Raw genomic sequence first — 26535 nt, 5'->3', positions numbered from 1 at the left:
CTATTTGACGGCTTCCCATTTGGCCGCGCTTGCTGCTTTCGTTTCTCCCGCTTACACAGTCATGTGAACGTCATATGGCGCTGCTAGCGCAAGCGCTTCTTATTGACGGGCAAGGGAGGATTTCTTGATGGCTCTTCGACACTATGGGGCGGCTGCCGCATTTGCACTCACGGTTGGCATGTCGGCCTCGCCGGCGCTGGCCGTGACCGAAATCCAGTGGTGGCACGCGATGACCGGCGCCAACAACGACGTCATCGTCAAGCTCGCCACCGACTTCAACGCGTCGCAGACCGACTACAAGGTCATCCCGACCTACAAGGGCAACTACCCCGATACGATGAACGCGGGCATCGCCGCGTTCCGCGCCGGCAACGCCCCGCACATCATGCAGGTGTTCGAAGTCGGCACCGCGACCATGATGGCCGCGACCGGCGCGGTGAAGCCGGTCTACAAGCTGATGGCCGAGGCCGGCGAGAAGTTCGATCCCAAGATCTACCTGCCCGCGATCACCGGCTACTACTCGACCTCGAAGGGCGAGATGCTGTCGTTCCCGTTCAACTCGTCGTCCACCGTGATGTGGGTCAACCTCGACGAGCTGAAGAAGGCCAACGTCGAGATCCCCAAGACGTGGCCTGAAACATTCGAGGCCGCCAAGAAGTTGAAGGCTTCAGGTCACGACACCTGCGGCTTCTCCGGCTCCTGGATCACCTGGGTCAACCTCGAGCAGCTCTCCGCCTGGCACAATTTGCCGCTTGCCAGCAAGGCCAACGGCCTCGACGGCTTCGACACCGTGCTGGAGTTCAACGGACCGCTTCAGGTCAAGCACCTCGAAACCCTGGTCGAGCTGCAGAAGACCAAGGTCTACGACTATGCCGGCCGCACCAACACCGGCGAAGGCCGCTTCACCTCGGGCGAATGCCCGATCTACCTGACCTCGTCGGCGTTCTTCGGCAACGTCAAGGCGCAGGCCAAGTTCGCCTTCACCGCCGTGCCGATGCCGTATTATCCCGACGTCAAGGGCGCACCGCAGAACTCGATTATCGGCGGCGCTTCACTCTGGGTCATGGGCGGCAAGTCGGCCGAGGAATACAAGGGCGTGGCCAAGTTCCTGACCTTCCTCTCCGACACCGATCGCCAGGTCTACATCCACAAGGCCTCGGGCTATCTGCCGATCACCAAGGCGGCCTATGCCAAGGCGAAGGAGGAAGGCTTCTACAAGGACCAGCCCTATCTCGAGACGCCGCTGATCGAGCTGACCAACAAGGAGCCGACCGACAATTCGCGCGGTCTGCGCCTCGGCAACATGGTGCAGCTGCGTGACGTCTGGTCGGAAGAGATCGAGCAGGCGCTCGCCGGCAAGAAGACCGCCAAGCAGGCGCTGGACGCCGCCGTCGAACGCGGCAACACGATGCTGCGCCAGTTCGAAAAGACCGCTGTAAAATAAGGCGAAGGCACCGGCAGGCCACGCGGCCTGCCGGTGCCGTCCATCATGCAAAAGCAAGCCATTTTCCAATCGAAGCTATTGCCTTACGCGCTGGTTGCGCCGCAGCTCGCGATCGTCCTGATTTTCTTCTACTGGCCGGCCTTGCAGGCGGTGATCCAGTCCTTCCTGCTCCAGGACGCCTTCGGACTGTCGACGAGCTTCGTCTGGTTCGACAATTACGTCGAGCTGTTCAGGGACCGCGCCTATTTCGAAGCGATCGTCCGGACCTTCTTCTTCTCGTTCGCGATCGCGGTGTCGTCGTTGTCCTTTGCGCTGCTGCTGGCCGTGATGGCCGACAAGCCGCTGCGCGGCTCGATGCTCTACCGCACGCTGCTGATCTGGCCCTATGCGGTCGCACCGCCCGTCGTCGGCGTGCTCTGGATCTTCATGCTGCATCCCTCGCTCGGCGTGCTGTCGCGGTATCTGCGAGGCATGGGCATCGACTGGAATCCGCTGCTCGACGGCGACCAGGCCGCGGCACTGATCATCCTCGCCGCCGCCTGGAAGCAGATCTCCTACAATTTCCTGTTCTTCCTCGCCGGCCTGCAAGCCATCCCGAAGAGCGTGTTCGAGGCCGCCGCGATCGACGGCGCACGCCCGATGCGGCGGTTCTGGACCGTGACCTTCCCGCTGCTGTCGCCGACCATCTTCTTCCTGCTGGTCGTCAACATCGTCTACGCCTTCTTCGACACGTTCGGCATCATCGACACCATGACCCGCGGCGGTCCCGGCAAGTCGACGGAGACGCTGGTCTACAAGGTCTATTCCGACGGCCTGCTCGGCGGCAATCTCGGCAGCTCGGCGGCGCAATCGGTGATCCTGATGGTCATGGTTATCGTGCTGACGGGAATCCAGTTCCGCTTCGTCGAACGCAAGGTGACCTACTGATGGTCGAGGACGAGGGCATCAGGCGCTACGTCGCCCATTTCATCCTGTGGATCGGGATCGCGATCGTCGCCTTCCCGGTCTACATCGCGATCGTCGCCTCGACCCAGGACAACGCGCTGATCGCGAACGGGCAGATGTCGCTCTTGCCCGGCGGTCATTTCTTCGAGACCTACTACCAGACCATCTTCGTCGGCACGAGCGGCTCGACCCGCGAGCCGGTCGGCAACATGATGCTGAACTCGCTGGTGATGGCGCTCCTGATCGCGGTCGGCAAGATCGCGATCTCGATCATCTCGGCCTATGCGATCGTGTATTTCCGCTTTCCGTTCCGGATGCCGATCTTCTGGATCATCTTCATCACCCTGATGCTGCCGGTCGAGGTGCGCATCTATCCGACCTACAAGATCGTCGCCGACCTGCACATGCTCGACAGCTATGCGGGCCTGGCGCTGCCGCTGATCGCCTCGGCCACGGCGACGCTGCTGTTCCGCCAGTTCTTCATGACCGTGCCGGACGAGCTCTTGGAAGCCTCGCGCATCGACGGCGCCGGCCCCTTGCGCTTCTTCTGGGACACGCTGCTGCCGCTGTCGCGCACCAACATGGCGGCGCTGTTCGTGATCCTCTTCATCCTCGGCTGGAATCAATATCTCTGGCCGCTGCTCATCACCACCCGCGACGACATGCAGACCATCCAGGTCGGCATCCGCAAGATGATCACCACCACCGACGCGCTGACCGAATGGCCGATCGTGATGGCGACCGCCGTGCTGGCCATGCTGCCGCCGGTGTTCGTCGTCGTCGTCATGCAGAAATTGTTCGTGCGCGGACTGGTCGAGACGGAAAAGTGAGAGGGCGAATGGCGAATAGCGAATGGCGAATAGTGCGCCGACGGTCGAATGGATCGAGCATGCCCCACTGCTCCACTATTCGCTACTCCCTATTCGCCACTCGCGCGAGCGGAGCTCGCAATGGCTAACGTCACCCTGCGCAACGTGCGCAAGACCTATCCCGGCGGCTTCGAGGCCATCAAGGGCGTCAACGTCGACGTCGCCGACGGCCAGTTCTGCGTGCTGGTCGGCCCCTCCGGCTGCGGCAAGTCCACGCTGCTGCGCATGGTCGCAGGGCTCGAGACCGTCACCGGCGGCGAGATCGACATCGGCGGCCGCATCGTCAACCAGATCGAGCCCGCCGATCGCGACATCGCGATGGTGTTCCAGAACTACGCGCTCTATCCGCATATGAGCGTCTACAACAACATGGCCTACGGCCTGCGCAACCGCGGCATGAAGGAAGACGAGATCAAGACCCGCGTCGGGGAAGCCGCGCGCGTGCTCGAGCTCACATCGATGCTGGAGCGCAAGCCGCGCCAGCTCTCCGGCGGCCAGCGCCAGCGCGTCGCGATGGGCCGCGCCATCGTGCGCCAGCCGAAAGTGTTCCTGTTCGACGAGCCGCTGTCCAATCTCGACGCCAAGCTGCGCATCGCGATGCGCGTCGAGATCCGCAAATTGCAGCGCCGGCTCAACACGACGTCGATCTACGTCACCCACGACCAGCTCGAGGCGATGACGCTCGCCGACGTTCTCGTGGTGATGAATGGCGGCGAGGTCGAGCAGGTCGGCAATCCGCTGGCGATCTACGAGAAGCCGGCGACGACCTTCGTCGCCTCCTTCATCGGCGCACCGCCGATGAATCTGATGTCGACGCGATCGGACGAGATCAAGTCGCAGCTCAGTGGTGCTGCGACGGAGGCCGGCATCCTCGGCATCCGCCCGGAGGATTTCGTCATCACCGACCAGACCCCGGCCGGCGGCGTCGCACTCCCGCTCACCGTGGAAGCGATCGAGCGCGTCGGCGCCGAAACCTTCGTCTACGGGTCCCGCGCGCAGGAGGAGCAGCGCGTCGCCACCATCCCCGGCGAGCTGCCGCCCGGTGAGGTCATCGTCCGCATTCCCGGAACCGAGGCCCCGGCCATCGGCGCGAGGATCCGGGTCGCGGCGATACGGCCGAAGCTGCACCTTTTCAGCGGCGACGGGCGGACGCGGCTGGAGGCCTGACCGGTTCCACGCGGAGCTCGACCAGGAACAGCGAAAACAACCCCATGCACAGTAGAAGGGGAGTTGTTTTCATTGGGATAAGTCGGCCCCGCGGAGCTCGTCATGTCCGGCCCTGTCCCGCCTGCGCAGTCGAAGCGCTGAATCCACAGCCCCCCGCTACGTGCTTGAACCACCACGGGGATATGCCCATATTGCTGACCAAGGGGCGCCGCTTCCGGGCCCTGAAATGCCAAAGTCGCTTCGAGAGGACTTTGTAAACTATGTCTCGTGTTCCCACGCTTTCCAGTCCGTTCCTTCTGGGCTTCGACGAGATCGAGCGCGTGCTCGATCGGGTCGTCAAAGGCGCCGACGGCTACCCTCCCTACAATATCGAGAGGTGCGGCCAAGCGGACGGCCAGCCCGAGCGTTTGCGCATCACGCTGGCGGTCGCCGGATTCACGCGCGACCAACTCGATGTAACCATTGAGGAAAACCAGCTCGTGATCCGCGGGCGGCAGCAGGACGACAAGACCCGGCAATACATCCATCGCGGCATCGCCGCGCGCCACTTCCAGCGCACCTTCGTGCTGGCAGAGGGGATGCTGGTGCTGGGTGCGGATCTGAAGAACGGGCTGTTGTCGATCGATCTTGCCCGGCCTGAACCGGAGAGGATCGTTAAGACAATCGCTATCAATGAGCACGAATAATGGAACGAGTAGCGGACTCGACCGCTTAGTTTCTGTGAAGGAGTCGAGACCATGAGTGAAGGTCACGTTGCGTTCGAATACGAAGCCAAGAACGTCTCTCCGGAGACACTGGCAACCCTCGGCGAAGGCCATATCGCCTATGTGAAGCAGATCCGCTCCGAGGATGTTCCGGGCCTGTTTCCCGAAGCTCCGAAGATTGCGCCGGGCCTCAAGCTCTTCGCACTCCACGCCGCCGACGGCACGCCGATCATGCTGACCGACAGCCGCGAAGCCGCGGTCGCCAACGCCTGGAGCAACGAGCTGCAAGCGGTGAGCGTGCACTAAGCACGCACGCGTCGCAGGATTAGAGTTTTTGGCGGGCATGCCTTCGCAGGAAGGCATGCCCGTTTTTATTTGAGCGGCACGCACCGCACTCTCCTCGTCATTGCGAGCCACCGGGTCCGCGCGAAGCGCGGCCCGATGACAGGCTCCGCGAAGCAATCCAGATCTTTCGGCAGAGACAGTCTGGATTGCTTCGTCGCAAGGGCTCCTCGCAATGACGAAGTGTGAGGCTATCGCGTCCTCGGCTCTCGTGGCCTAGAGGCGGCGCAGCAGTCTCACCACGCGTAGCGCACCACGCCCTTGCCGGCGTAGCTGCGCGTAACGTTCGAGAATTCGCCTTCGAACGTCGCAGCAGCGGCCCAGCCGGTCAGCCATTTCTTGTCGACGGACGCGGTGACGAGCGCGGAGTCGGCGGCTTGCGCGTCGCCGTTGACGACGAAGCTCGAACCGGGGAGCGCCTGGAAGGTCGCGCCGATGGCGCGGTCAGGATTGAAGTCATGGGCCCAGGCGAGACGGCCGCGCAATGTCGCGATGCCATCGGCCATGGCGAAGGATTTGTCGCTGCGAAGGCCGAGCTCGCTGCGGGTGTCGGTGACGCTCTTGGCGCCGTAAGTCAGGGCAAACGCGTTGTTGCCGGTGATCGCCTGCTCCGTATAGGCCGGCAGATCGAACGTGGTGAACTGCGCGGCCGCATAGGGCGTGACGCCGACGCCGCCGATCACGGGAGCGACGAAGCGATAGCCACCTTCCAGCCGGCCGGAATACGCATTCGCGTTGAAGCGTGCCTGGAGATGATCGAGGCCTGCGATCGTGACATTGCGATCGGTGGCGATGTCCTGCCAGCCATAGGCCAGCGCGCCCGTGACATAGGCCGCACCTGCATGATGGCGCACGAAGGCGCCGGCCTGGAACAGGTCGGAACGGCCGGTGCCGCCATTGGCCACGGAGAAGTTGGTGCCACCGCCGGCGAGCGCGAAGCCTGCGACCGTATCGGGCGAGAACCAGTAGTCGGCGCCCGCGGTCGCGCCGGCGATGCGGCTGGTGGCGGCGTTGGCGCCTGTCGTTGCGTTGCCGTCGGTGGTTTGCGAGCCGCCGAAGCCGGCAGCCCACACACTCCAGCGCGACTCGAAGGCCTGCACCGGAGCTTTACGATAGATCGCGGCGTAGGCGTCACGCTCGGCGCCGCTGCGCTTGCGGCCGGCAGCATAAGCGAGCGCGTCGCTGTCCTCGGCCGCATAACCCGCAGCACCGCCGGACGAACGCGGATCGCCGCGACCAGCAACGAACGGATCGGTGAGCACGCCCATGAACATGTTCATCGCGTTGAACGTGGTTTGCTGCGCGCCGGTGGCCGTCTCGCCCGAGGCCTGCGTCAGCGCGTTGAGCAGAGGGGTGCCCGAGAGCGCGAACAGCGCATTGAAGCTGGCCGGCATCGCAGCGCCGCCGATCAGCGCATTGTCGATTCCTGCCGCAACGTTCCGCTGATTGATGTTGGCATTGCCCGGCAGCGAGGACGAGAGCGTGCCGGGATCGAGCGTCAGCAGTACATCACTGCCGACATAGCTCAGCCGCGCGTTACGGGCGAAGCTGTTCGCGCTGAGGAATTCAGCGCCGGAGAAGCTGCCGCTCACCGCGCCCGCGGTCATGATGGTATAGGTCGTTGTCGCCGACACCCGCGTCAGCGGATCCACCACCACCTTGCCATTGATGCTGGCGATGCCCGTGACGATTGTCTTGTCGGAGATCGCGCCGGAGACCTGCACCAGATAGGTCGAGGCCGCCGTCATGGTCAGGCTCGCGGTTGTCAGCGTGCCAATCGAATTGCCGGGCGCCAGCGAGCCGCCATTGATGGCGACGGCACCGAGAGTGCCGTTGCCGCCGAGCGTGCCGCCGGCATTCACGGCGATGCTGCTGGCCGAGGAGAGATCGCCGTTCACCGACAAGGTGCCGCCGTTCACCGTCACCGGACCGGTATAGGTCGCGGTACCCGTGAGCGTCCAGTTGGACGACCCCGTCTTGTCGAGCAGCGCCCAACCGGTCGATATCTGGCTGACGTCGAAACTGTTGCTCCCGCTGCCCGCGAAACGGAAGGTGTCCGTGCCGTGGCCGATGGCGAGGCCGACGAGCTTTGCGTTCGATCCGTCCATCACGAGAAGGTTGTTGCTTCCGGAACCGAAGCTCACCGCGGTGCCGGTGAGGCCCGTGATGCTGCCGGCATTGATGACCGTCGAGACCCCGCCCGTGAACGTGCTGACACCACCCACGTTACCGATGATCGTGCCGCTGTTCGCGATCGTGACATTGCCCGTCGAGGAAAATGCGTCGACGCCGACACTGCCGCCACTGTTCCATGTGCGCAAGGTCGCGGCCGATCCGATCGTGACGTTGATGTCGCCGCTGCTCGACCCCACACTGATGGCGTTCGAGCCGGGAAAGTTTGAGCGGACCGTGCCGCTGGTGACGGTCACCGTATTGGTTCCGGCTTGTGTGACGGCCAACACGCCCTCGCCAACGCTCGACGTCACGTCCCTGGAGATGGTCACGGTCGACGTGCCCGCACCAGCAACCGACGTCACGATGGCAATCCCGCCAGAGGAGATGACGCCGTCACGTGCGATCACGATGTTGCCGTTGCCGCCTGATGCCGTCGCGTGAATGCCCTGGCCGCCCGCGGTGATATTGCCGCTTCCGGTCACCGTCACGTCGCCGCCACCGCTTGCGACTGCACCGATGCCGAGACCCGACGTCACGTTGCCGCTGCCGCTGACGGTCACGCTGCCGGTGCCGCTGGTCGCCGCATCAATGCCGATGCCCCCGGCGCCGGTGGTTACGCTGCCGTCGCTCGTGACGAGCACGGAGCCACTGCCTATATTGGAGGCACTGAGGGCCGTGCCGGCGGCCGTGTTGATGACGCTGCCGCTGCCCGAGTAACTGACGGCGCCGCCGTTGCCGACAAGGCCGATTGCGGAGACGGCCGCCTGGTTCGTCGTCACGATGCCGCTGTTGGTCATCGTGATGGTCCGGCCGGAGCCGGTCGGAGCAAGCTGAAGACCGAACCCGTTGACGGTGGTGTTGGCGGTGACGGTGCCGATCGTATCGGCATTGAACGATTGCACCCGGTCGTTGGTCGCCGCGTTCGGGCTGGTGCTGTTGGTCGTATTCGCGGTCGTGATCGTGCTGCCGGGCGCGTCGCACAGCACGGTGACCGGGCTGGAGCCGCTGGTCGAGCAGGATTGCGCCAGCGCGCTCCCCGGATGGCCGGCGATCATTGCGACGAACACGCCTGCACACGCCGTGCTCGCGAGCAGCGAGCCACGCCGCTTCGACGCATCAAGATCAATCGACGATGAAAGGACGCGCGGCACGCCATGTGCCGGAATCTGTTTCGACATGCCCCCACCCGCTTTTTGCCGCCGAGTCGGCTGAATATTGGAGGCCTTGCCGGCAGATTACTGGAGATTGCAGGGGGCACATGGAGCCCGCAAGGTGTGCCACCAGCTCCGTTACCAATTCCCTTTTTCTGTGTCCGACCGGACACAGTGTTACCAGCGCGCGTTCGTCCGGGGGCAGCGCAATCCAGGTGGCGGCCAACCTTCGCCGTAGCCTCAGGAGAGAGGACCATTCAGAATGTCGCAGCGAACGCGCATATCACTGAATACATGGGCAAAATTGAACCGACGAGCACTCCGGGGACGGATTCTCCGGATGCGGCACGGGCCAGGAAGCGTGAGGTATCGGCCACTCGACCGTCATTCTGAGTGCACGATCCCATGCTATCGGATTTATCGAAGCTGATGCACGCCGCTCGCCCATCACTTCACGAAGCCCAGCCCTTCGCGCGCCGTGTCCACCGCCCATTTGTCGGTCGGCGGCAGCGCGAGCACGCTGTTGAAGTCCGCGCGCGCGTGCTTGGCGTCGGACATCATCATGTAGAGAAGGCCGCGATTGGCCAGGGCGGACTGGCTTTTCGGATCGAGCCGGATCGCCTCGTTGTAGTCGGCGAGCGCGCGGTCGTGCTGTCCAAGGTCGCGAAACACGCTGGCGCGATCGTTGTAGACCGCCGAATCTCGCGGCTGTAGCCGAATCGCTTCGTCGAAATCGGCAAGGGCCCGTTTATCGTCGCCCTTCCTGTGCAGGACGACGGCGCGAATGCGATAGGCCTTCTGGAACGACGGCATCATTCTCGTGACGTCGTCCAGCTCCCGGATGGTACCGTCGGTGTCGTCCTTGTTCAGGAACACGATGGCCCGGCAATAATGGCCGCCGGCACTTCCGGGCTCGAGACGGACGGCGCTGTCGCAGTCGTCCAGGGCTGCATCGATCTCGCCCTTGTTGAGACGAATGTTGCTTCGCAGCTCGTAGGGCCAGGCAGCGGCCGGATTCCTCTGCATCGCCTCGGTGTAATCGGCGGCGGCGTGATCGGCGTCGCCCTTCACCGCATAGACCTGCCCGCGCATCATGAGCGCACGGTAGGCCTGCTTGGGGCTGCGTTCGATGGCCTCGGTGAAGCCGGCGATCGCGAGATCGAAATCGCGGCGGTTGAAATACTCCTCGGCGCGCGAGGTGTAGGGCGCGCCATAATCGGGATCGAGGCGGATGGCCTCGTTGTAGTCGGCCATCGCATGATCGCGGTCGCCTTTGGCGGAATAGGCGCGGCCGCGGCAATGATAGGCACGCCCGAAGTTCGGATCGATCCGGATCGCAGCGCTGCAATCCTCGAAGGCGCGATTCCAGTCCCGCTTGAGATAGTAGGCTTCTCCCCGCAGCTCGTAGGCGGCCGCATTGGCCGGGTCGGAGGCGATGATCGCGGTCTTCTCGGCGATGACGCGATCGTTGGATGCCTCGTCGGCCTGCGCCACGGCCGTCACAGCGATCGTGACCGAGCACAGCAGGCCGAAGAAGCGCCCTTTTGAACCGCACATCATGTCTGAAAATTCCCGCGCCAAATCCGTGCCGGGACGCCCAATCGATCAGAGCTGACGGAGAAATGTCATGGCGCCCGGCCCTGACATTACGTCGCAGCCGGCGCGGCGCGGGTTCGAACGTGCGAGAGGCTAAGCCGCGGTCGCCGGCGGCAGCGCCAGCACCGAATAGATCGCCTGGGCGTCGCGCGAGGCGCGGAGCTTCTTGGCGATGTCCTGGTCGCGCAGCAGGCGGGCGATGCGGGCGAGTGCCTTCAGATGATCGGCGCCGGCGCCTTCGGGGGCGAGCAGCAGGAAGACGAGATCGACCGGCTGGCCGTCCATCGCTTCGAAATCGATCGGGCGATCGAGCCGGGCGAACAGGCCAAAAATCTTTTCCAGCTTGGGCAGCTTGCCGTGGGGAATGGCGACGCCGTAACCGACCGCGGTGGTGCCGAGCTTCTCCCGCTGCAGCAGCACCTCGAACACCGAGCGCTCGTTCTGCCCGGTCAGCTCGGCGGCCTTGGCCGCGAGCTCCTGGAGCGCCTGCTTCTTGCTGTTGACCTTCAATGCCGGGAGAATCGCCTCGGGCGCGACCAGATCGGTAATCGGCATGGATGGTTTCCGAGGTGAATTAAACCGTCAGGTTCCGAATTGGCCTGCTCAGTTAAACCGAGCCCGGCCGGCGTCAAGAAGGTGAAGCAGGAGGGGGACTTAGCCCAAGTCCCGTTAGGTCCTGATGTGGGGCGCTTCTACTCCAACGCAATCCCGGTGCCAACTCCTGCGTGCGGCTTTGCCCCGGTCATTGTTAAGACCTGCGGATCGTACGGGGCCCGAATCCGGCCCTAACCGCCCGCTTTCCCGTCAACCTTGCCTCCGGGCGGGTCGATCCAGCCCACATTGCCGTCGGCCCGGCGGTAGATGATGTTCACCCGGCCGCTGGAGCCATGCTGGAATACCAGGCAGGGTGCCCCGCTGAGGTCGAGTTCCATGACGGCTTCGCTGACCGACAGCTGCTTCAGCGAGGTGGTGGCCTCGGCGATGATCACGGGGCTATAGCCGGTGACCTCCTCCTCGTCCTCGCCCTCGCCGGGCGCCTCCAGCACGTAGCTGGTGGCGTCCATGGCGGCGAGCGCGGCGGAGGCGACATGGGCCTTGCGGGCCGAGCGGTCCTTCAGACGGCTCTTGTAGCGCTTGAGCCGCTTCTCGATCATGATCAGGGCCTGATCGGCGCTGGCATAGGCATCCGGCGCGTTCGAATCGGCCTCCAGCGTAATCCCGGAATCGAGATGCAGCGCGCAATCGGTCCGGAAGCCGAAGCCATCCTTGCTCAGCGTGATGTGGCCGGAATAATTGCCGTCGAAATATTTGCGCAGGACCTCCTCGGTCCGGTCGGAAACGCGGCCGCGCAGGGCCTCCCCGACGCTGACGCTCTTTCCCGAAATGCGGAGAGTCATGTGAACCTCGCCTGGTTAGGTTCTTGTCTGCGCGTGATCCATGCGGACAACCGCTGCACACCTTGCACTGGCGCGGCCCTCCGGGTCCGGATCATGCGCGCGCATGGATCGGTCTCGATGGTCGATTGAGAGTAGCGCGATTTGGCGCCAGCGCAATCAGGCCGGCTCGGGGTTGCGGGAGCGATCGGACATTGCGGTGGAAAGGACGTTACCAAGAGTGCTCTGCTTGTCGCGGCGGCGTTGCACCGAGGAAGGAATACGCATGGCTTCGCGGTACTTCGCGACCGTGCGGCGGGCAATATCAATGCCCGAAGCGCGCAAGCGTTCCACGATGGTATCATCCGACAGGATCGCGGACGGCTCCTCCGAATCGATCAGCTGCTTGATGTGGTGGCGCACGGCCTCGGCGGAATGCGCCTCGCCACCGTCGGCCGAGGCGATCGAGGCCGTGAAGAAATATTTCAGCTCGAACGTGCCGCGATTGGTCGCCATGTATTTGTTGGCGGTGACGCGCGACACCGTGGATTCATGCATCTGGATGGCGTCGGCGACGGCCTTCAGGTTCAGCGGCCGCAGATGCGCGACGCCATGGGTGAAGAAGCCGTCCTGCTGGCGCACGATCTCGGTCGCGACCTTCAGGATGGTGCGGGCGCGCTGGTCGAGTGCGCGCACTAGCCAGGTCGCGTTCTGCAGCGCGTCGGTGAAGTAGGATTTGTCGCCGTCCTTGCCGATCTTCTTCGACAGCTCGGAATAGTAGGTCTGGTTGACCAGCACGCGCGGCAAGGTGTCGCTGTTGAGCTCGACATGCCAGCCGCCGTCAGGACCCGGACGCACATAGACGTCGGGCACCATGGTCTGGAGCCGCGCCGAGCCGAACTTCATGCCGGGCTTGGGGTTGAGGCGGCGGATCTCGCCGATCATGTCGGCGATGTCCTCGTCGTCGACGCCGCAGAGCTTGCGCAAGGCCACGATGTCGCGCTTGGCAAGAAGATCGAGATGCTCGACCAGGGCCTGCATCGCAGGGTCGTAACGGTCGAGCTCGCGCAGCTGGATCGCCAGGCATTCGCTCAAATTGCGCGCGCAGACGCCGGGCGGATCGAATTTTTGCAGCACGGCCAGGACGTCCTCGACGTCGGCTTGCGAGGCGCCAAGGCGCTCCGCAGCCTGGCCGAGGTCGCCCGGCAGATAGCCGGCCTCGTCGACGAGGTCGATCAGGTACTGGCCGATCATGCGCTGCGCCGGCCCGGTGAAGGCGACCGCGAGCTGCTCGGCGAGATGGTCGCCGAGCGTGATCTCGGCGGCGACGAAGGCTTCGAGATTGTAGTCCTCGTCGCCGGAGGCGCCGCCGCCCCATTCCGTGTAGGTGGTCGGCGCGGCGTCCTGGGCGGTGCGGGCCGCCGCCTCGGCCGGTTCCTCGGAGAAGACGTTGTCCAGACCGGTGTCCAGGGTCTGCTCGATCTCGGCGCGGGTGCCGAGATCCTTGCTCATCCATTCTTCCTGGCCGGGCTCGAAGGCCTCGCCCGGGCCACCGCCCGGCTCGTCGTTGTGGCCGCCGTCGGAATCGCTGAACTGGCCGGCCTCGGCCGGGGCTTCGCCGCCGCCGGCCTCGTCATTGGCCCGTTCCAGCAGCGGATTACGCTCGAGTTCCTCTTCCACGAAGGTCGTGAGATCGAGATTGGACAATTGCAGCAGCTTGATCGCCTGCATCAGCTGCGGCGTCATGACCAGCGACTGCGATTGCCGGAACTCTAATCTCTGCGTGAGCGCCATGAAGCAAGAACCGATCCCAAAAAGTTGGTCCGATTTTTGCTTATCCTAGTCTTGGCACGATGTACACGGCTTGACGAATTGGAAAAAAGGGCTAGAGGCGGAATTCCTCGCCAAGGTAAAGGCGGCGAACATCCGGATCGGCGACGATCTCATCCGGGCTGCCCTCGGTCAAGATTTCACCAGCATAGACGATATAGGCACGGTCGGTGAGGCCGAGCGTCTCGCGCACATTGTGGTCGGTGATCAGCACGCCGATGCCGCGATTGGTGAGATGGCGGACGAGATCCTGGATGTCGCCGACCGCGATCGGATCGATGCCGGCGAAGGGCTCGTCGAGCAGCATGTAGTTCGGACGCGTCGCCAGCGCGCGCGCGATCTCGACGCGGCGCCGCTCGCCGCCGGACAGCGCGATCGAAGGTGATTTCCGCAGGCGCGTGATGTTGAATTCGTCGAGCAGCGAGTCGAGCTGCTGCTCGCGCTTCTTGCGCGAGGGCTCGACCACTTCGAGCACGGCGCGGATGTTCTGCTCGACGGTGAGGCCGCGGAAGATCGAGGCTTCCTGCGGCAGATAGCCGATGCCGAGCCGCGCACGCTGATACATCGGCAGCTTGGTGACGTCGTGGCCGTCGAGCTCGATCGCGCCGCGATCGGCCTTGATCAGGCCGGTGATCATGTAGAACACGGTGGTCTTGCCGGCGCCGTTCGGACCGAGCAGACCGACCGCCTCGCCGCGGCGCACATAGATGCTGACGCCGCGCACCACCTGGCGGCTGCCGAAGGCTTTTTCCACGCTATGCACAGCCAGGAAGCCCGGCCGCTTCAGAAGCTGCGGCCCGCCGGCGCCATTCGGCCGGGTGGCAGCCCTGACGGGATGGACCGCCTGGGCCCGCGGCGGCTCGGCTTGATAATCGGCCTGGAAGTCAGCCTGGAACTGGTCGGGCGCGTGCATCGGCTGGTCACGGGCGATCGGCGGCGCGTCCCGCACCGGGCTTGCCACCAGCCCGCCGACGCCATCGCCGAGCGAGGTGATGTCCTGACGCGCAAATCCTGGCCGGCCACGCTTGGCGGGGCGCCGACGGAACATACTGAAGAGATCGACCATCCCCGCCTTCTAGCCTTCTACGATGATCCTGCGCGGTGCTCGCGCGATCTGCCGCGCCGGCCTTGCGATTCGCCGACGCAGCATGAGTGAAGGGATGCCTCATGCCCAGTGAAACACGCCCGATAAGCGGTGAACCCCGCTTCGAAAGCCCTGCGCGCTAGATACAGTCTCGCCGGGCAAGCTTCAACCTCGGATCGGGAGCATTCGATACAAGTCTTTGAATTTACTTCGGTTTAGTTGCGCCGGGCAATTGCAGAGGCGACGCCGCACCGGGCTTGCCGCCCTGTCCCCCCTGGCCACAATCATTGCCACCGCCCTGCGGCAGCAGGGCCTGCACCCTGCCATTGTCGGATTCCACACGCGACACGCCCGTCGTCATGTCCACCGCCAGACGGTCGCCGCGCAGCACGTTCTTGCACTGCGTCAGGACCACCTGGCCCGAGCCACCGAGCATGGTGATGAGGTTGGTCTTGGTGTCGAACACGGCGGTGTCGCCTGTCACCACCTGGTCCTTCTGGGTCACCACGACATTGCCGCGCGCCTCCAGCCGCTTGATCGAGGAGCTGCCGCCCGGGCCCGGCGTTGCCGACTGCATCGGCGCCGCCTTGGCCCCCTTCGCCGCGGGCTGCGGCGGCGTGGCGGGCTTGTCGCCGCCGGATTCGTAGAACACCACCAGCGTCTTCGAGGTCATGGTGGTGTCGCCCTGCACGACCTTCACGTTGCCGGAGAAGGTCGCCTCCTTTTTCTTGTCGCGCATCTCCAGCGAAGCGGCTTCGATCTGGATCGGCTGATCGCGGTTCTGCGAGAAGCCCTGCATCGCGTTCGGCACGCCTTGCATCGTGCTCTGTGCGATCGCCGCACCGCCAGCGGCCAGCACGACGCCGAGGACGAGCGCGGCCGCGCTGACAATGGCGCCACGCTTGTCTTCGCTGCGCGGAAAAAACCTGATCATGAAAATCACTTTGAATTGGCGGACTTGTTCTGGGGCGTACGTGTCTTCACCAGCGGCGTCGGCTCGACCGGCACAGGCTGAGCAGGAGCCGGAGCATCGAGCTTGTCCAGATACATCACCACATTGCCCTCGAAGCGGATGAGATCGCCGCCTTCGGTGATGCGCAGCCGATCCGCCGTCAGCGTGCCGTTGGTCAGCTTGACGTCGACGCGCTCGTCCGACGAGACCGTACCCTTGTTCATGTCGACGAACGCCGAGTTCAGCCGCGCCTCATAGCCGGTCGAAGTGCGCAGGAAGATGTCCTTGTGCAGGTCGAGCTGCTGCTGCTTGTTGTCGAAGCGGCCGGTGCGGGCATCGAGGAACAGGGTCGACTGATCCTCCATCAGTACCTTCGCACGCAGATCCTTGAGATCGACATGGTCGGGGTCGGTGATGTCCTGCGTTGCCGTCTTGGCCCAGAGCTCGTAGGGCCGCTGGTCCGGGGTGAAGCCGGACATGTGCGGCGATTCCATCGTGATCTTGGTGCCCGACACCACCAGGTTTCCGGAATCGAGCGGCAGGTTCGGCATCAGCATGCGAAACGGATTGAAGATCGAGACGCCGACGATGGCAGCCATGGACAACAGCACCGCGCCCGGCACAGCGATGCGCAGAAACCGGACCAGACGGCTGTGACGCGCCGCGCTGGCGAACTTCGCCGCTAGTGCGGCGTCGTAGGTTGGGTTCTGGGCCGAATTCACCTGGGCTCCTGAGGTGTCGCTCGCCTTGTCCGGTCAAGTGCGCGCCATTGTACCCGGCGCCGCCTGAATATGCAGCCTCGGACAGGCCGACATGAAAGTGTCCGAAACGGGGCGATTGGCCGCCGGTCGAGCCGTCAGGAATGCGCGAAAATGTCCTCTTCCTCCCAGCCCTGGAGGTCGAGCAGGGCACGGGTCGGCAGGAAGTCGAAACAGGCCTTGGCCAGCCCGCTGCGGCCTTCCCGCACCAGCATGGCGTCGAGCCGCTCGCGCAGGGCGTGCAGGTGCAGCACGTCGGAGGCGGCGTAGGCGAGCTGCGGCTCCGTCAGACTGTCGGAGCCCCAGTCGCTGGATTGCTGCTGCTTGGAGAGGTCGACATTGAGCACCTCGCGCACGAGGTCCTTGAGGCCATGACGGTCGGTATAGGTGCGGGTCAGGCGGGAGGCGATCTTGGTGCAGTAGATCGGCCCGGTCATGACGCCGAAGCTCTGGTACAGCACGGCGACGTCGAACCGCGCGAAGTGGAAGATCTTGGTGATGGCGGGATTGGCCAGCAGCGCCTTCAGGTTCGGCGCGTCGGTATGGCCCTTGGGGATCTGCACCACGTCGGCGCTGCCGTCGCCGGGCGAGAGCTGCACCACGCAGAGCCGGTCGCGGTGCGGGTTCAGCCCCATGGTCTCGGTGTCGATCGCCACCGCTCCGGTGTAGCGCGTGAGATCGGGCAGGTCACCGCGGTGCAGGCGTACGGTCATGGCGTGTCAAAACCTCGGGTCGAATCGGATGCGTCGGCATCATAGGCTAATTCGGATAGCCCGCGATGTATCCACTGGAGACGGCCCGCGCAAGCGCCGGCGCCGTCAGATCGCGGCCAGCATGATGCAGATCATCGCCGCGACCGTGATGCGGCTGGCGCCGTCGCGGAAGGTGTAGAGAATCGGATCGTCCGGCATTTCGCGGCGATGCGCCATCATCAGGGCGCGGCCGAACCAGTACAGCAGCAGCGGGTTGAGCAGCCACAGCATCCAGGGGCGGCTGTACAACGGCGTCACCGCGGAGGAGGACACATAGAGCGAGAACACGGTCACTGCGTTCATCGCGCTCGCGGCCGCCATCGCGCCGATGACGTGCAGGTCGGTGATCCTGTAGTCCCGGTTGGAGGGATCGGCGAGGCCGGCGCTCTCGCGCATGCTGAGCTCGCTGAAGCGCTTGATCAGCGCCAGCGAGGTGAACACGAACAGCGAGAAGATCAGCAGCCATTCCGACAGCACGACGCCGACACCGACGGCGCCGGCGATGATGCGCAAGCTGTAGAGGCCGGCGAGCGTCACCACGTCGACCAGCATCTTGCGCTTGAGCACGAGCGAATAGGCGATCGTGGTGGCGAGATAGGCGCCGAGCACGGCGAGGAACAGCGGCGAGATGCAGAGGCTGGCGGCGACGGCAAACAGCCACAGCGCAGGGATGGCAAGCAGCGCCGAGGAGATCGGCAAATCGCCCGCCGCGAGCGCGCGATGACGCTTGGTCGGATGCTGCCGGTCGGCGGCAAGATCGAGCAAATCGTTCATCAGATAGGCGCCGGAGGCGCAGGCCGAGAACGCCAGGAATGCCAGCAGCGCGTTGCCGAGCGAGGCGAGATTCATCTGATGCGCGGTGATGGCAGGCACGAACACCAGCGTGTTCTTGGCGTATTGGTAGACGCGCAGCGCCTTTGCCCAGGTCTTCAGGCTGGCACTGCTGCGCGCGCGGTTGTCGATGCAATCGATCGCGGCACGATCGAACGGCAGGCCGTCGCCTGCGGCAAGATCAGCCGGCGTAACGACGCCGTCGAAGCCGAGATGGGCGGCAATGGCGGCGGCATGGCCGGCGAAACGTCCCGCGACGAGATAGATTTTTTCGCCCCGTGCCCGCGCCGCCAGCGCCTGGTTCAGCACCCCGGAATCATAGGGCAGATGGGCGTAATCGATCTTGGCCCGCGCCAGAATCTCCGTGAGCGCCGCCATGCCCGCTTGTCCGCCCGCGCCGAAGCGGGCCAGCATGCGGCCGGGGCTGGAGAACAGCGCTTCCATCAGCAGCTCGGACCGCAGCAGGGCGCCTTCGAGATCGATGACGAGCGTCCGGGCGGCCGCCGTCGTTGCCGACGGCTCGGACACGCCAGAATCATAACGCCAGGCAGGCTGCTCCATCCGAAAACGCTCAGGTGACCGCGACACGGCCGGCCCAAGGGCTGGGAAGGCCGGGGAGCAGGGAAATGGACGGCTGCGAGCCTAGGGAGCATTCGCTAAGGCTGACTTAATTCGGGCCTGAAAGGCCGGGACCACCTGCGGGCGAATGGGGACCGACGGTTCTCTGGCGAGCAGCCTGTTGCATGGATCCCACAATCCGGCGCGCGTTCCATGGTCCGGGGCAAGTTGCGCCTTGCGCCCAGTGAAAATCGTCCCAGGCCACCCCATCTGGTGCGAGTCCCCCGCGCCCCGCCCCGCTCACCACGAATGAGATGTCATGACCGAACAGACGCTCGCTGCGCCTATCGAGGATCAACCGGACCGCCAGCGCGGCTTTTCACGCGACCAGGTGCTCCTCGTCGCGCTGCTCGCGTTCACGCAGTTCACGATCATCCTCGATTTCATCATCATGTCGCCGCTCGGCGCCATCCTGATGCCCGCGCTCGACATCACGGCCACCCAATTCGGCGTCGCGGTGTCGGCCTACGCGTTCAGTGCGGGCATTTCGGGCGTGCTGGCCGCGGGCTTTGCCGATCGGTTCGACCGCAAGCGCCTGCTGTTGTTCTTCTATGTCGGCTTCACGCTCGGCACCGCGCTCTGCGCGGCCGCGCCGAACTATCACGTGCTGCTGCTCGGCCGGATCGTGACCGGATTGTTCGGTGGCGTGATCGGCTCGGTGGTGCTCGCCATCATCACCGACCTGTTCCCGCTGCAGATGCGCGGCCGCGTGATGGGAATTATCCAGACCGCGTTCGCGGCGAGCCAGGTGCTCGGCATTCCCGCCGGGCTGTTTCTCGCCAATCATTGGAGCTGGCATGTCTGCTTCATCGCGATCGTCGTGGTGTCGATCGCCGCAATCGCGATCATCGCCTTCGCCATGGAGCCGGTCGATGCGCATCTGAAGCTGAAGCAGGACAGAAACCCGTTCCACCATCTGATCGCGACGCTGGCGCAGCCACGCTATACGCTGGCTTTCGCAGTCACGACGCTGCTGGCGACCGGCGGGTACATGCTGATGCCGTTCTCCAGCGCCTTCACCGTGCACAATCTCGGCATCGCCATCACGCATCTGCCGACGATCTATCTCGTCTCCGGCCTGTTCAGCATCGTCACGGGACCGCTGGTCGGCCGAGCCAGCGACGCGTTCGGCAAATACCCGACCTTCGTGTTCGGCTGCGTGATGACCGTGATCATGGTGCTGATCTACACCCATCTCGGCCACGTCTCGCTCGTGACCGCGATCATCGTCAACGTGCTGATGTTCGTCGGCATCTTCTCGCGCATGATCCCGTCGCAGGCGCTGATGTCGGCGATCCCCGATCCGACCCAGCGCGGCTCGTTCAGCGCGGTCAGCGCCTCGCTGCAGCAGCTCTCCGGCGGCCTCGGCTCGGTGCTCGCCGGCGCGATCATCGCGCAGGCGCCCGACGGCGCGCTGCTCCATTTCGACCGGATCGGCTACGTCGTCGTCGCCACGACGATCATCACGCTGGTGATGATGTATTTTGTGCAGAAGGCGGTGGCGGAGCGGACGGGGAAGCGGGTGGTGTGAGGGCGGGGGCAGACCTGGTCCCCATAAGGGACCGTCGCAGCGGCGCTCGCCGCCCTACCATCTCTACCGCTCTGAGGTAGCTCTATTTTGGGTTCAAACCCCGCAAAATGGTGCCCAGGAAAGGACTCGAACCTTCACGGCCGTTAAGCCACTGGCACCTGAAGCCAGCGCGTCTACCAATTCCACCACCTGGGCATGCCGTTTGGGGCACGGAGGCGGTTACTAAGGTTCGGTGACGCGGTTGTCAAATGCTGCTTGGGACATGCGCAGGGATGCGGATTGCGCATCGCAAACCGGACCGATACAAGCCTGACAGCACGCACTCTTCCCGCAGGATCAGACCCCATGGCATCGAATCTGGAAACTCTCGTCACGGTTTTCGGCGGATCGGGGTTTTTGGGCCGGAATGTCGTCCGGGCGCTGTGCCGGCGGGATTACCGGATCCGGGTTGCGGTGCGGCGGCCGGAACTGGCCGGATACCTCCAGCCCTCCGGCAAGGTCGGGCAGGTCCACACCATTCAGGCCAATCTGCGCTATCCGGCTTCGGTTGAGGCTGCGGTGCGTGATTCGGACGTCGTGATCAACCTCGTCGGCATCCTCGCCGAGGGCGGCGCCCAGACGTTCGACGCGGTCCAGGCCAAGGGCGCCGAGACCGTCGCCAAGGCCGCGGCTGCCGCCGGGGCGCGCCTGGTGCATGTTTCCGCCATCGGCGCCGACGCCGAATCGCCCTCGCACTATGCCAAGGCCAAGGCGGCCGGCGAGGCGGCGGTGCTGGCCGCGGTGCCGTCGGCGACGATCTTCCGTCCCTCCGTGATGTTCGGCCCCGAGGACCAGTTCACCAACCGCTTTGCGGCGCTGGCGCGGATGTCGCCGGTGCTGCCGCTGATCGGCGGCGAGACCAAGATGCAGCCGGTCTATGTCGGCGACGTCGCGACCGCGATCGCGGACGCCGTCGACGGCAAGGCCAAGGCGGGCGCGACCTATGAGGTTGGGGGTGCGGAAGTGCTGACCATGCGCGAAATCATCGAGGCCATCGTCGAGATCGCCGACCGCAAGCCGATGCTGGTGCCGCTGCCGTTCGGGCTTGCCCGCTTCAAGGCGAACTTCCTGCAATTCGCGCCGGGCGCGTTCAAGCTGACGCCGGACCAGGTCACGCTGCTCGCGCGCGACAATGTCGTATCGGACGCGGCGAAGGCGGCGGGCCTGACGCTGGAAGGGCTCGGCATCACGGCCGATTCGCTGGAAGCGATCGCCCCGCAATATCTCTGGCGTTTCCGTCCCCAGGGCCAGTTCCAGCGCAAGAGCGCGTGAGGTTTTTTCACCTCGCCCCGCGGTCTCTCTGAACCTCTCCCGCAAGCGGGCGAGGGGGCACACCGTCAGCGCGGCAACAGCAGCCTCAAAACTTCAGCTTCTTGAACACCGCTTCCGGCAATGTCTTGATGATCAGCATTACCAGGCGCCATTTGCCGCTGACATAGACGACGTCGGTCTTCGTCTCGACGGCGCTGAGGATCGCATCGCCGACCACGGGCGCCTCGACGGTGAGCGGGCCGATCAGCTTCATGCCCTCCGTCATTTTCGTACGGACGAAGCCGGGCTTCACCGTGACGACGTGGACGCCGCCGCGGCTGGCGCGCGCGCGCAGGCCCGAGAGGAAGGCGGAGAAGCCTGCTTTTGCCGAGCCGTAGACATAGTTCGAGGCACGTCCGCGATCGCCGGCAACGGACGACACGCCGACGAGCGTGCCGCTGCCGCGGCCTAAAAACTTTTCCGCGAACAGGCCGAGGATCAGCGAGGGGCCTTCGTAGTTCGAGCGCATGATGGTGGTGGCGTGCGCAAGATCGCTCTCGGCATTCTCCTGCACACCCAGCAGTCCGACGATCGAGATGACGACGTCGGGCAGCGCCGGCAGGCCTCCGACAAAGCCCTCGAACGACGCGGTGTCGAGGACGTCGAACGTCCAGGTGCTGGCCTCGATATTGTAGCGGGCGCGCAGATCGGCGGCGTCGGGCTCGAGCACGGCGACGTCGCGCCCCGCAAGGGCGACATCGTATCCCGCCTTCGCAAAGGCGCGCGCGGCGGCGCGGCCGATGTCGGAGGAGCCGCCGAGCACCAATACTGTCTTGCGTGACGTCACGGCTTAAACCTCATCGAACAGGCGTTGTGAAAGTTTCGAGCGGATGACTCCGGCAGGATCGAGCGATTTCCGGATCGCGTTGAAGTGCGACAAGGCGGGATAGCCGGCTTCGAACGTCGCGCGCGACTGGCGTGCATCCTTGGCGAGATAGAGCCTGCCGCCGGCAGCGACGACCAGGCGGTCGATCTCGTCGAGGAAATTCAGGATGTCGCCCTTCAGCGGAAAATCCAGCGCCAGCGTGTAGCCGGGCAACGGGAACGACAAGATGCCGTCGCCCTGGCCGAGCTTCTTGAGCACCGCGAGGAAGGAGGCATCGCCGCGCTTCGAGGCGCGCTCGAGGATGTCGCCGAGCACATCGCGCGCCCCTCGCTCCGGGATCACGCATTGATGCTGGAGGAAGCCGCGCTTGCCATAGATGCGATTCCAGTCAGCGATGCTGTCGAGCGGAAAGAAATAGGGGTAGAGCGAGACCACATGGCTGCCGCCGGCGCGCCGCGCGCCCATGCGGTAGTAGAGCTCGTTGAAGGCGCGGATGCTATGGCGGTTCAGCGTCATCGACGGCAGGTCGACAGGCACGGCAAGCCGGGGCTCCTTGCCGACCGGAAAGACGGCGGCGCCTTCGGCGAGCTCGCTTTTGCTTGCGTGCTCGCCGAGATAGATCAGCGAGCGGCCGAGGTCACGGCCGCGCGCGGCGCAATCGATCCACGCCACCGAATAGGTCGCGGCATCGCCCGCATCGAGCGCGCGCATCGCCGCATCGAGATCGGATGCGGAGATCACCCGCTCGCGGATCCAGCCGGTCTCGACGGTGCGCAGCCGCAGCGTGGCCTCCAGGATCACGCCGGTGAGCCCCATGCCGCCGACGGTCGCGAAGAAGGCGTCGGAATTCTGCTCGCGCGAAGCTTCGATGATTTCGCCCTGTCCGGTGCGCAGCAGAAGGCTGTCGACATAGCGGCCGAAGCCGCCCTCGCAATGATGGTTCTTGCCGTGCACGTCGGCGGCAATGGCACCGCCGATCGACACGAAGCGCGTGCCGGGGACGACGAAGGGCAGGAAGCCGCGCGGGCCAAAGGTGTCGATCAGGTCCGACAGCAGCACGCCGGCTTCCAGGCGGATGCGCCCGCTCGCGGGATCGAACGACCTGACCCGGTCGAACCCGGTCATCCCGATCGTCCTGACGGTACCGATCGCGGCATCGCCATAGGCGCGGCCGTTGCCCCGCGCCACCGAGCCGGTCACCACGGCGTCGCCCACGGCCTCGAACGACCGCGGCCGCAGCACATCGCTATCGACGACCGGGAAACGCCCCCAGCCGCTGACGAGGGTCATGGTTCAGCTCCTGTGCCGGGCGCGCGCCGCGCCTTGCGTTGGAAACTGCCTACCGATCAAAAGCTTATATTACGTTGAGGCCGTGATGCGAGTTTTCGGGGAGTTAACGGCCGAGCGCCAGAGCGATCAGGCCGAGCGTGCCGACGATGACGCGCCACCAGGCGAACACCACGAAACCGTGGCGGGTGACGTAGGTCAAAAACGTCTTCACCACGATGACCGCGGTGATGAACGACACCACGAAGCCGATCGCGACGATGCCCATATGGTCCATCGTCATCTCGGAGCGGTTCTTGTAGAAATCGTAGGCGAACGCGCCGATCATGGTGGGGATGGCGAGGAAGAACGAGAACTCCGCCGCCGCGCGCTTGTCCGCACCGAGCAGCATGGCGGCGACGATGCTGGCGCCGGAGCGCGACACGCCCGGGATCATCGCCACGCACTGCGCAATGCCGATATAGAGATACATCAGCAGCGGAAACTTGGTGGCGTCATGCTCGCGCGGCTTGAGGTCGAGCTTGTCGACCCAGAGCAGGATGGCGCCGCCGACGATCAGCGTGAAGCAGACGACCCACGGATTGAACAGCACGCTCTTGATGTATTTGCCGGCGACGAGGCCGACGACGACGGCCGGCAGGAACGCCACCAGCACGCCGATCACGAAGCGGCGCGAATAGGTATCGCCCGTGAAGAAGCCGATCACGACGTCCCAGAGCTTCTTGAAGTACAGCCCGACGATCGCGAGGATCGCGCCCAACTGGATCAGAACCGTAAACGAATCCCAGAAGGCGCCCTCGCCGAGATGGAAGAAGCGCTCGGCAAGCAGCAGATGGCCGGTCGAGGAAACGGGAAGGAACTCGGTCACACCCTCGATGATGCCGAGGATCACTGCCCGTATTGCATCTGACATATTTACGGTCCATTTCCGCTGGAAAAGCGGGGTTCTTCTCGCCTATTCGCCCCCATGCTGCAATCGCAAAATGCGACATCTCGCCCTTGCTTCGCGGTTTTGAAGGACTAGTGTGGCGCCGCACAAACATTGATGGATTCTTAAGCACCATCACATACTCAAAGGCTTCATGTTTACGCTGTTTCATCATCCGTTCTGTCCGCATTCGCGATTCATCCGCCTGATCGTGGGCGAATACGGGCTCGACCTGAAGCTGGTCGAAGAGCGCAGCTGGGAACGGCGCGAGGCATTTCTGCTGCTCAATGCCGCCGGCACTACGCCGGTCCTGGTGGACGAAGAGCAGCCGCCTATCCCGGGCGCGGCGATCATCGCCGAATATCTCGACGAGGCCTATGGCGCAGGGATGGGCCCCAAGCGCCTGATGCCGGAGACGATTGCCGAGCGCGTCGAGGTGCGCCGGCTGATGGCCTGGTTCAACGAAAAGTTCTTCGAGGAGGTCTCCCACCCTCTCGTCACCGAACGCATCTACAAGCGCTTCATGAGCGAGGAGACCGGCGGCGGAGCGCCCTCGGCCGACGTGATGCGCGCAGCCAAGGCCAATGTGCGCTATCATCTGGCCTATATCGGCTGGCTGGCTCAGACGCGTAACTTTCTCGCCGGCGACCGCCTCACCTACGCGGATCTCGCCGCCGCGGCGCATCTCTCGGCGATCGACTATCTGGGCGACGTGCCATGGAGCGAGGACGACGCGGCAAAGGCGTGGTACGCGCGGGTGAAATCCCGCCCGTCGTTCCGTCCGCTGCTGAGCGAATGGCTCGCGGGCGTGCCGGCGTCGCGGACCTATGTGGACCTGGATTTCTGAACGCCGATCCGACTGAACTGAAGGCGGCGCTGACGCGCGAAGCGCGTACGCTCGGCTTCGATTGCATCGGCATCACCGAACCAGGCACGATCGAGCACGCCGGAAAGCATTTCCTCGAATTCATCGCCTCGGGCGGCCATGGCGACATGGACTGGCTCGCCGCGCAGCCGGAGCGCCGCGTCGATCCGCGCGGGCTGTGGGCCGACGTGCGCTCGGTGATCATGCTCGGCGTCAATTACGGTCCCGACTCTGATCCGCTGAAAATCCTGCAACAGCGCACGCGCGCGGCGATCTCGGTCTATGCGCAGGGCGACGACTATCACGACCTGATCAAGAAGCGGCTGAAGGCGCTGGCGCGTTGGCTGGTCGCGGCCGCGCCGTCGGAAGTGAAAGTGTTCGTCGACACCGCGGCAGTGATGGAGAAGCCGCTGGCGCAGGCCGCACATCTGGGCTGGCAGGGCAAGCACACCAATCTCGTCTCGCGCGAATTCGGCTCGTGGCTGTTTCTGGGCGCGATCTACACCACGCTCGAGCTGCCGCGCGATGATGCCGAGATCGATCATTGCGGCTCGTGCCAGGCCTGTCTCGACATCTGCCCGACCGCGGCGTTTCCCGCGCCCTACAAGCTCGATGCGCGACGCTGCATCTCGTATCTCACCATCGAGAACAAGGGACCGATCCCGCGCGAATTTCGCAAGGCCATCGGCAACCGCATCTATGGCTGCGACGACTGCCTTGCGGCCTGTCCCTGGAACAAGTTCGCGCAAGCGGGACGCGAGGCCAAGCTCGTCGCGCGCGACGAGCTGCGCGCGCCTGATCTCGCTGAATTGGCACGGCTCGACGACGCGGCGTTTCGCGCGCTGTTCACGAAGTCCCCGGTCAAGCGTATCGGCCGCGACCGCTTCTTGCGGAATGTACTGATTGCGATCGGCAACTCGGGCGAGGTGGCGCTGGCTGAGGAGGCGCGGCGATTGCTGGAGGATGCGAGCCCGTTGGTGCGTGGGGCGGCGGTGTGGGCGTTGGGACAGTTGGTCGGGCGCAGCGAGTTCGATGCGATGAAGTCTGCCGCGATGAGCGCAGAACGCGATGAAGGTGTGAGGCAGGAGTGGCACACCGCCGCCTAACCCTCCGCTGTCATGCCCCGCGAAGGCGGGGCATCCAGTACGCCGCGACCT

At 64.7% G+C, this 26535-nt stretch carries 23 protein-coding genes and 1 tRNA gene; 10 read left to right on the top strand and 14 right to left on the bottom strand.

Translation table 11 applies throughout. The features are described 5' to 3' along the window. Nucleotides 1-127 precede the first annotated feature (127 nt). From ugpB to AC1RUR_RS18720, 6 genes are all read left to right on the top strand, one after another. The gene (gene ugpB, locus AC1RUR_RS18745) at nucleotides 128-1444 is read left to right on the top strand and encodes a sn-glycerol-3-phosphate ABC transporter substrate-binding protein UgpB (RefSeq protein WP_492846580.1); all 1317 of its coding nucleotides are present in this window, start codon (nucleotides 128-130) and stop codon (nucleotides 1442-1444) included. Between the two features lie 45 nt (nucleotides 1445-1489). After that, a complete protein-coding gene (gene ugpA, locus AC1RUR_RS18740; protein WP_492846578.1) occupies nucleotides 1490-2371 on the top strand; it encodes a sn-glycerol-3-phosphate ABC transporter permease UgpA in 882 nt (293 codons plus the stop codon). Then, nucleotides 2371-3219, top strand: coding sequence for a sn-glycerol-3-phosphate ABC transporter permease UgpE (gene ugpE, locus AC1RUR_RS18735; RefSeq protein ID WP_492846576.1), 849 nt, complete (start codon nucleotides 2371-2373; stop codon nucleotides 3217-3219). The genes ugpA and ugpE overlap by 1 nt, the downstream gene beginning before the upstream one ends. A 120-nt stretch (nucleotides 3220-3339) precedes the next feature. Beyond that, nucleotides 3340-4425 (top strand): sn-glycerol-3-phosphate import ATP-binding protein UgpC, encoded by a 1086-nt coding sequence (locus tag AC1RUR_RS18730; RefSeq protein WP_492846574.1) that lies wholly within the window; start codon nucleotides 3340-3342, stop codon nucleotides 4423-4425. A gap of 260 nt (nucleotides 4426-4685) precedes the next feature. Beyond that, on the top strand, nucleotides 4686-5111 hold the full coding sequence (locus AC1RUR_RS18725; protein ID WP_008141238.1) for an Hsp20 family protein: 426 nt from the start codon (nucleotides 4686-4688) through the stop codon (nucleotides 5109-5111). A gap of 51 nt (nucleotides 5112-5162) precedes the next feature. Further along, complete coding sequence (locus AC1RUR_RS18720) at nucleotides 5163-5435, top strand: BQ00720 family protein (RefSeq protein WP_011083553.1); 273 nt, start codon at nucleotides 5163-5165, stop codon at nucleotides 5433-5435. 272 nt (nucleotides 5436-5707) lie between these two features. Here AC1RUR_RS18720 and AC1RUR_RS18715 read toward each other — a convergent pair whose 3' ends face one another. The 10 genes from AC1RUR_RS18715 to AC1RUR_RS18670 all read right to left on the bottom strand — a co-directional run bounded on the left by AC1RUR_RS18715 (nucleotide 5708) and on the right by AC1RUR_RS18670 (nucleotide 18501). After that, nucleotides 5708-8824 carry an autotransporter outer membrane beta-barrel domain-containing protein gene (locus AC1RUR_RS18715; RefSeq protein WP_492846571.1) on the bottom strand — a complete coding sequence of 1039 codons (3117 nt, stop codon included), beginning with the start codon at nucleotides 8822-8824 and terminating at the stop codon, nucleotides 5708-5710. A 420-nt stretch (nucleotides 8825-9244) separates the two neighbouring features. Continuing rightward, entirely contained in the window at nucleotides 9245-10357 is a 1113-nt protein-coding gene (locus AC1RUR_RS18710; RefSeq protein WP_492846569.1) for a tetratricopeptide repeat protein, read from the bottom strand. A 129-nt stretch (nucleotides 10358-10486) separates the two neighbouring features. After that, on the bottom strand, nucleotides 10487-10948 hold the full coding sequence (ptsN, locus tag AC1RUR_RS18705; RefSeq protein ID WP_008141251.1) for a PTS IIA-like nitrogen regulatory protein PtsN: 462 nt from the start codon (nucleotides 10946-10948) through the stop codon (nucleotides 10487-10489). Between the two features lie 230 nt (nucleotides 10949-11178). Beyond that, complete coding sequence (hpf, locus tag AC1RUR_RS18700) at nucleotides 11179-11790, bottom strand: ribosome hibernation-promoting factor, HPF/YfiA family (protein ID WP_492846567.1); 612 nt, start codon at nucleotides 11788-11790, stop codon at nucleotides 11179-11181. A 156-nt stretch (nucleotides 11791-11946) separates the two neighbouring features. Next, a complete protein-coding gene (gene rpoN / locus AC1RUR_RS18695) occupies nucleotides 11947-13560 on the bottom strand; it encodes an RNA polymerase factor sigma-54 (protein WP_492846565.1) in 1614 nt (537 codons plus the stop codon). A gap of 91 nt (nucleotides 13561-13651) precedes the next feature. Then, nucleotides 13652-14662, bottom strand: coding sequence for an LPS export ABC transporter ATP-binding protein (gene lptB, locus AC1RUR_RS18690; RefSeq protein ID WP_492846563.1), 1011 nt, complete (start codon nucleotides 14660-14662; stop codon nucleotides 13652-13654). A gap of 223 nt (nucleotides 14663-14885) precedes the next feature. Then, nucleotides 14886-15614, bottom strand: a complete 729-nt coding sequence (locus tag AC1RUR_RS18685; RefSeq protein ID WP_492846561.1) for an LptA/OstA family protein — start codon at nucleotides 15612-15614, stop codon at nucleotides 14886-14888. A gap of 5 nt (nucleotides 15615-15619) precedes the next feature. After that, nucleotides 15620-16354 (bottom strand): LPS export ABC transporter periplasmic protein LptC, encoded by a 735-nt coding sequence (lptC, locus tag AC1RUR_RS18680; protein WP_492846559.1) that lies wholly within the window; start codon nucleotides 16352-16354, stop codon nucleotides 15620-15622. A gap of 134 nt (nucleotides 16355-16488) precedes the next feature. Then, complete coding sequence (locus AC1RUR_RS18675) at nucleotides 16489-17103, bottom strand: ribonuclease D (protein ID WP_492846557.1); 615 nt, start codon at nucleotides 17101-17103, stop codon at nucleotides 16489-16491. A gap of 105 nt (nucleotides 17104-17208) precedes the next feature. Next, entirely contained in the window at nucleotides 17209-18501 is a 1293-nt protein-coding gene (locus AC1RUR_RS18670) for a UbiA family prenyltransferase (RefSeq protein ID WP_492846555.1), read from the bottom strand. Between the two features lie 349 nt (nucleotides 18502-18850). Here AC1RUR_RS18670 and AC1RUR_RS18665 point away from each other — a divergent pair, with 349 nt between their 5' ends. Beyond that, entirely contained in the window at nucleotides 18851-20122 is a 1272-nt protein-coding gene (locus tag AC1RUR_RS18665) for an MFS transporter (protein ID WP_492846553.1), read from the top strand. A 108-nt stretch (nucleotides 20123-20230) separates the two neighbouring features. Here the strand turns inward: AC1RUR_RS18665 and AC1RUR_RS18660 are convergent. Next, nucleotides 20231-20317, bottom strand: a tRNA-Leu gene (locus AC1RUR_RS18660). Nucleotides 20318-20467: 150 nt separating this feature from the next. On the opposite strand from AC1RUR_RS18660, the gene AC1RUR_RS18655 reads away from it, so the two are divergent. Beyond that, nucleotides 20468-21433 (top strand): complex I NDUFA9 subunit family protein, encoded by a 966-nt coding sequence (locus AC1RUR_RS18655; RefSeq protein ID WP_492846551.1) that lies wholly within the window; start codon nucleotides 20468-20470, stop codon nucleotides 21431-21433. Between the two features lie 85 nt (nucleotides 21434-21518). On the opposite strand, the gene AC1RUR_RS18650 is transcribed toward AC1RUR_RS18655, so the two are convergent. The 3 genes from AC1RUR_RS18650 to AC1RUR_RS18640 form a co-directional block, all read right to left on the bottom strand. Beyond that, complete coding sequence (locus AC1RUR_RS18650) at nucleotides 21519-22259, bottom strand: SDR family oxidoreductase (RefSeq protein WP_492846549.1); 741 nt, start codon at nucleotides 22257-22259, stop codon at nucleotides 21519-21521. A gap of 3 nt (nucleotides 22260-22262) precedes the next feature. Continuing rightward, nucleotides 22263-23588 carry an FAD-binding oxidoreductase gene (locus tag AC1RUR_RS18645; protein ID WP_492846547.1) on the bottom strand — a complete coding sequence of 442 codons (1326 nt, stop codon included), beginning with the start codon at nucleotides 23586-23588 and terminating at the stop codon, nucleotides 22263-22265. Between the two features lie 103 nt (nucleotides 23589-23691). Continuing rightward, on the bottom strand, nucleotides 23692-24498 hold the full coding sequence (locus tag AC1RUR_RS18640; RefSeq protein WP_492846545.1) for an undecaprenyl-diphosphate phosphatase: 807 nt from the start codon (nucleotides 24496-24498) through the stop codon (nucleotides 23692-23694). A gap of 169 nt (nucleotides 24499-24667) precedes the next feature. Between AC1RUR_RS18640 and AC1RUR_RS18635 the strand changes: the two genes are divergently transcribed. Continuing rightward, nucleotides 24668-25360: a glutathione S-transferase family protein gene (locus tag AC1RUR_RS18635; protein WP_492846543.1), complete on the top strand. Its 693-nt coding sequence runs from the start codon at nucleotides 24668-24670 to the stop codon at nucleotides 25358-25360. Continuing rightward, nucleotides 25309-26484: a tRNA epoxyqueuosine(34) reductase QueG gene (queG, locus tag AC1RUR_RS18630; protein ID WP_492846541.1), complete on the top strand. Its 1176-nt coding sequence runs from the start codon at nucleotides 25309-25311 to the stop codon at nucleotides 26482-26484. Before AC1RUR_RS18635 ends, queG begins: the two co-directional genes overlap by 52 nt. The last annotated feature ends 51 nt before the right edge of the window (nucleotides 26485-26535 follow it).

The sequence above is a fragment of the Bradyrhizobium sp. GW821-FHT12B03 genome, from assembly GCF_058807535.1.
Note: the sequence above shows the minus strand (reverse complement) of the source record. Positions and strands in the feature narration are given on the sequence as shown.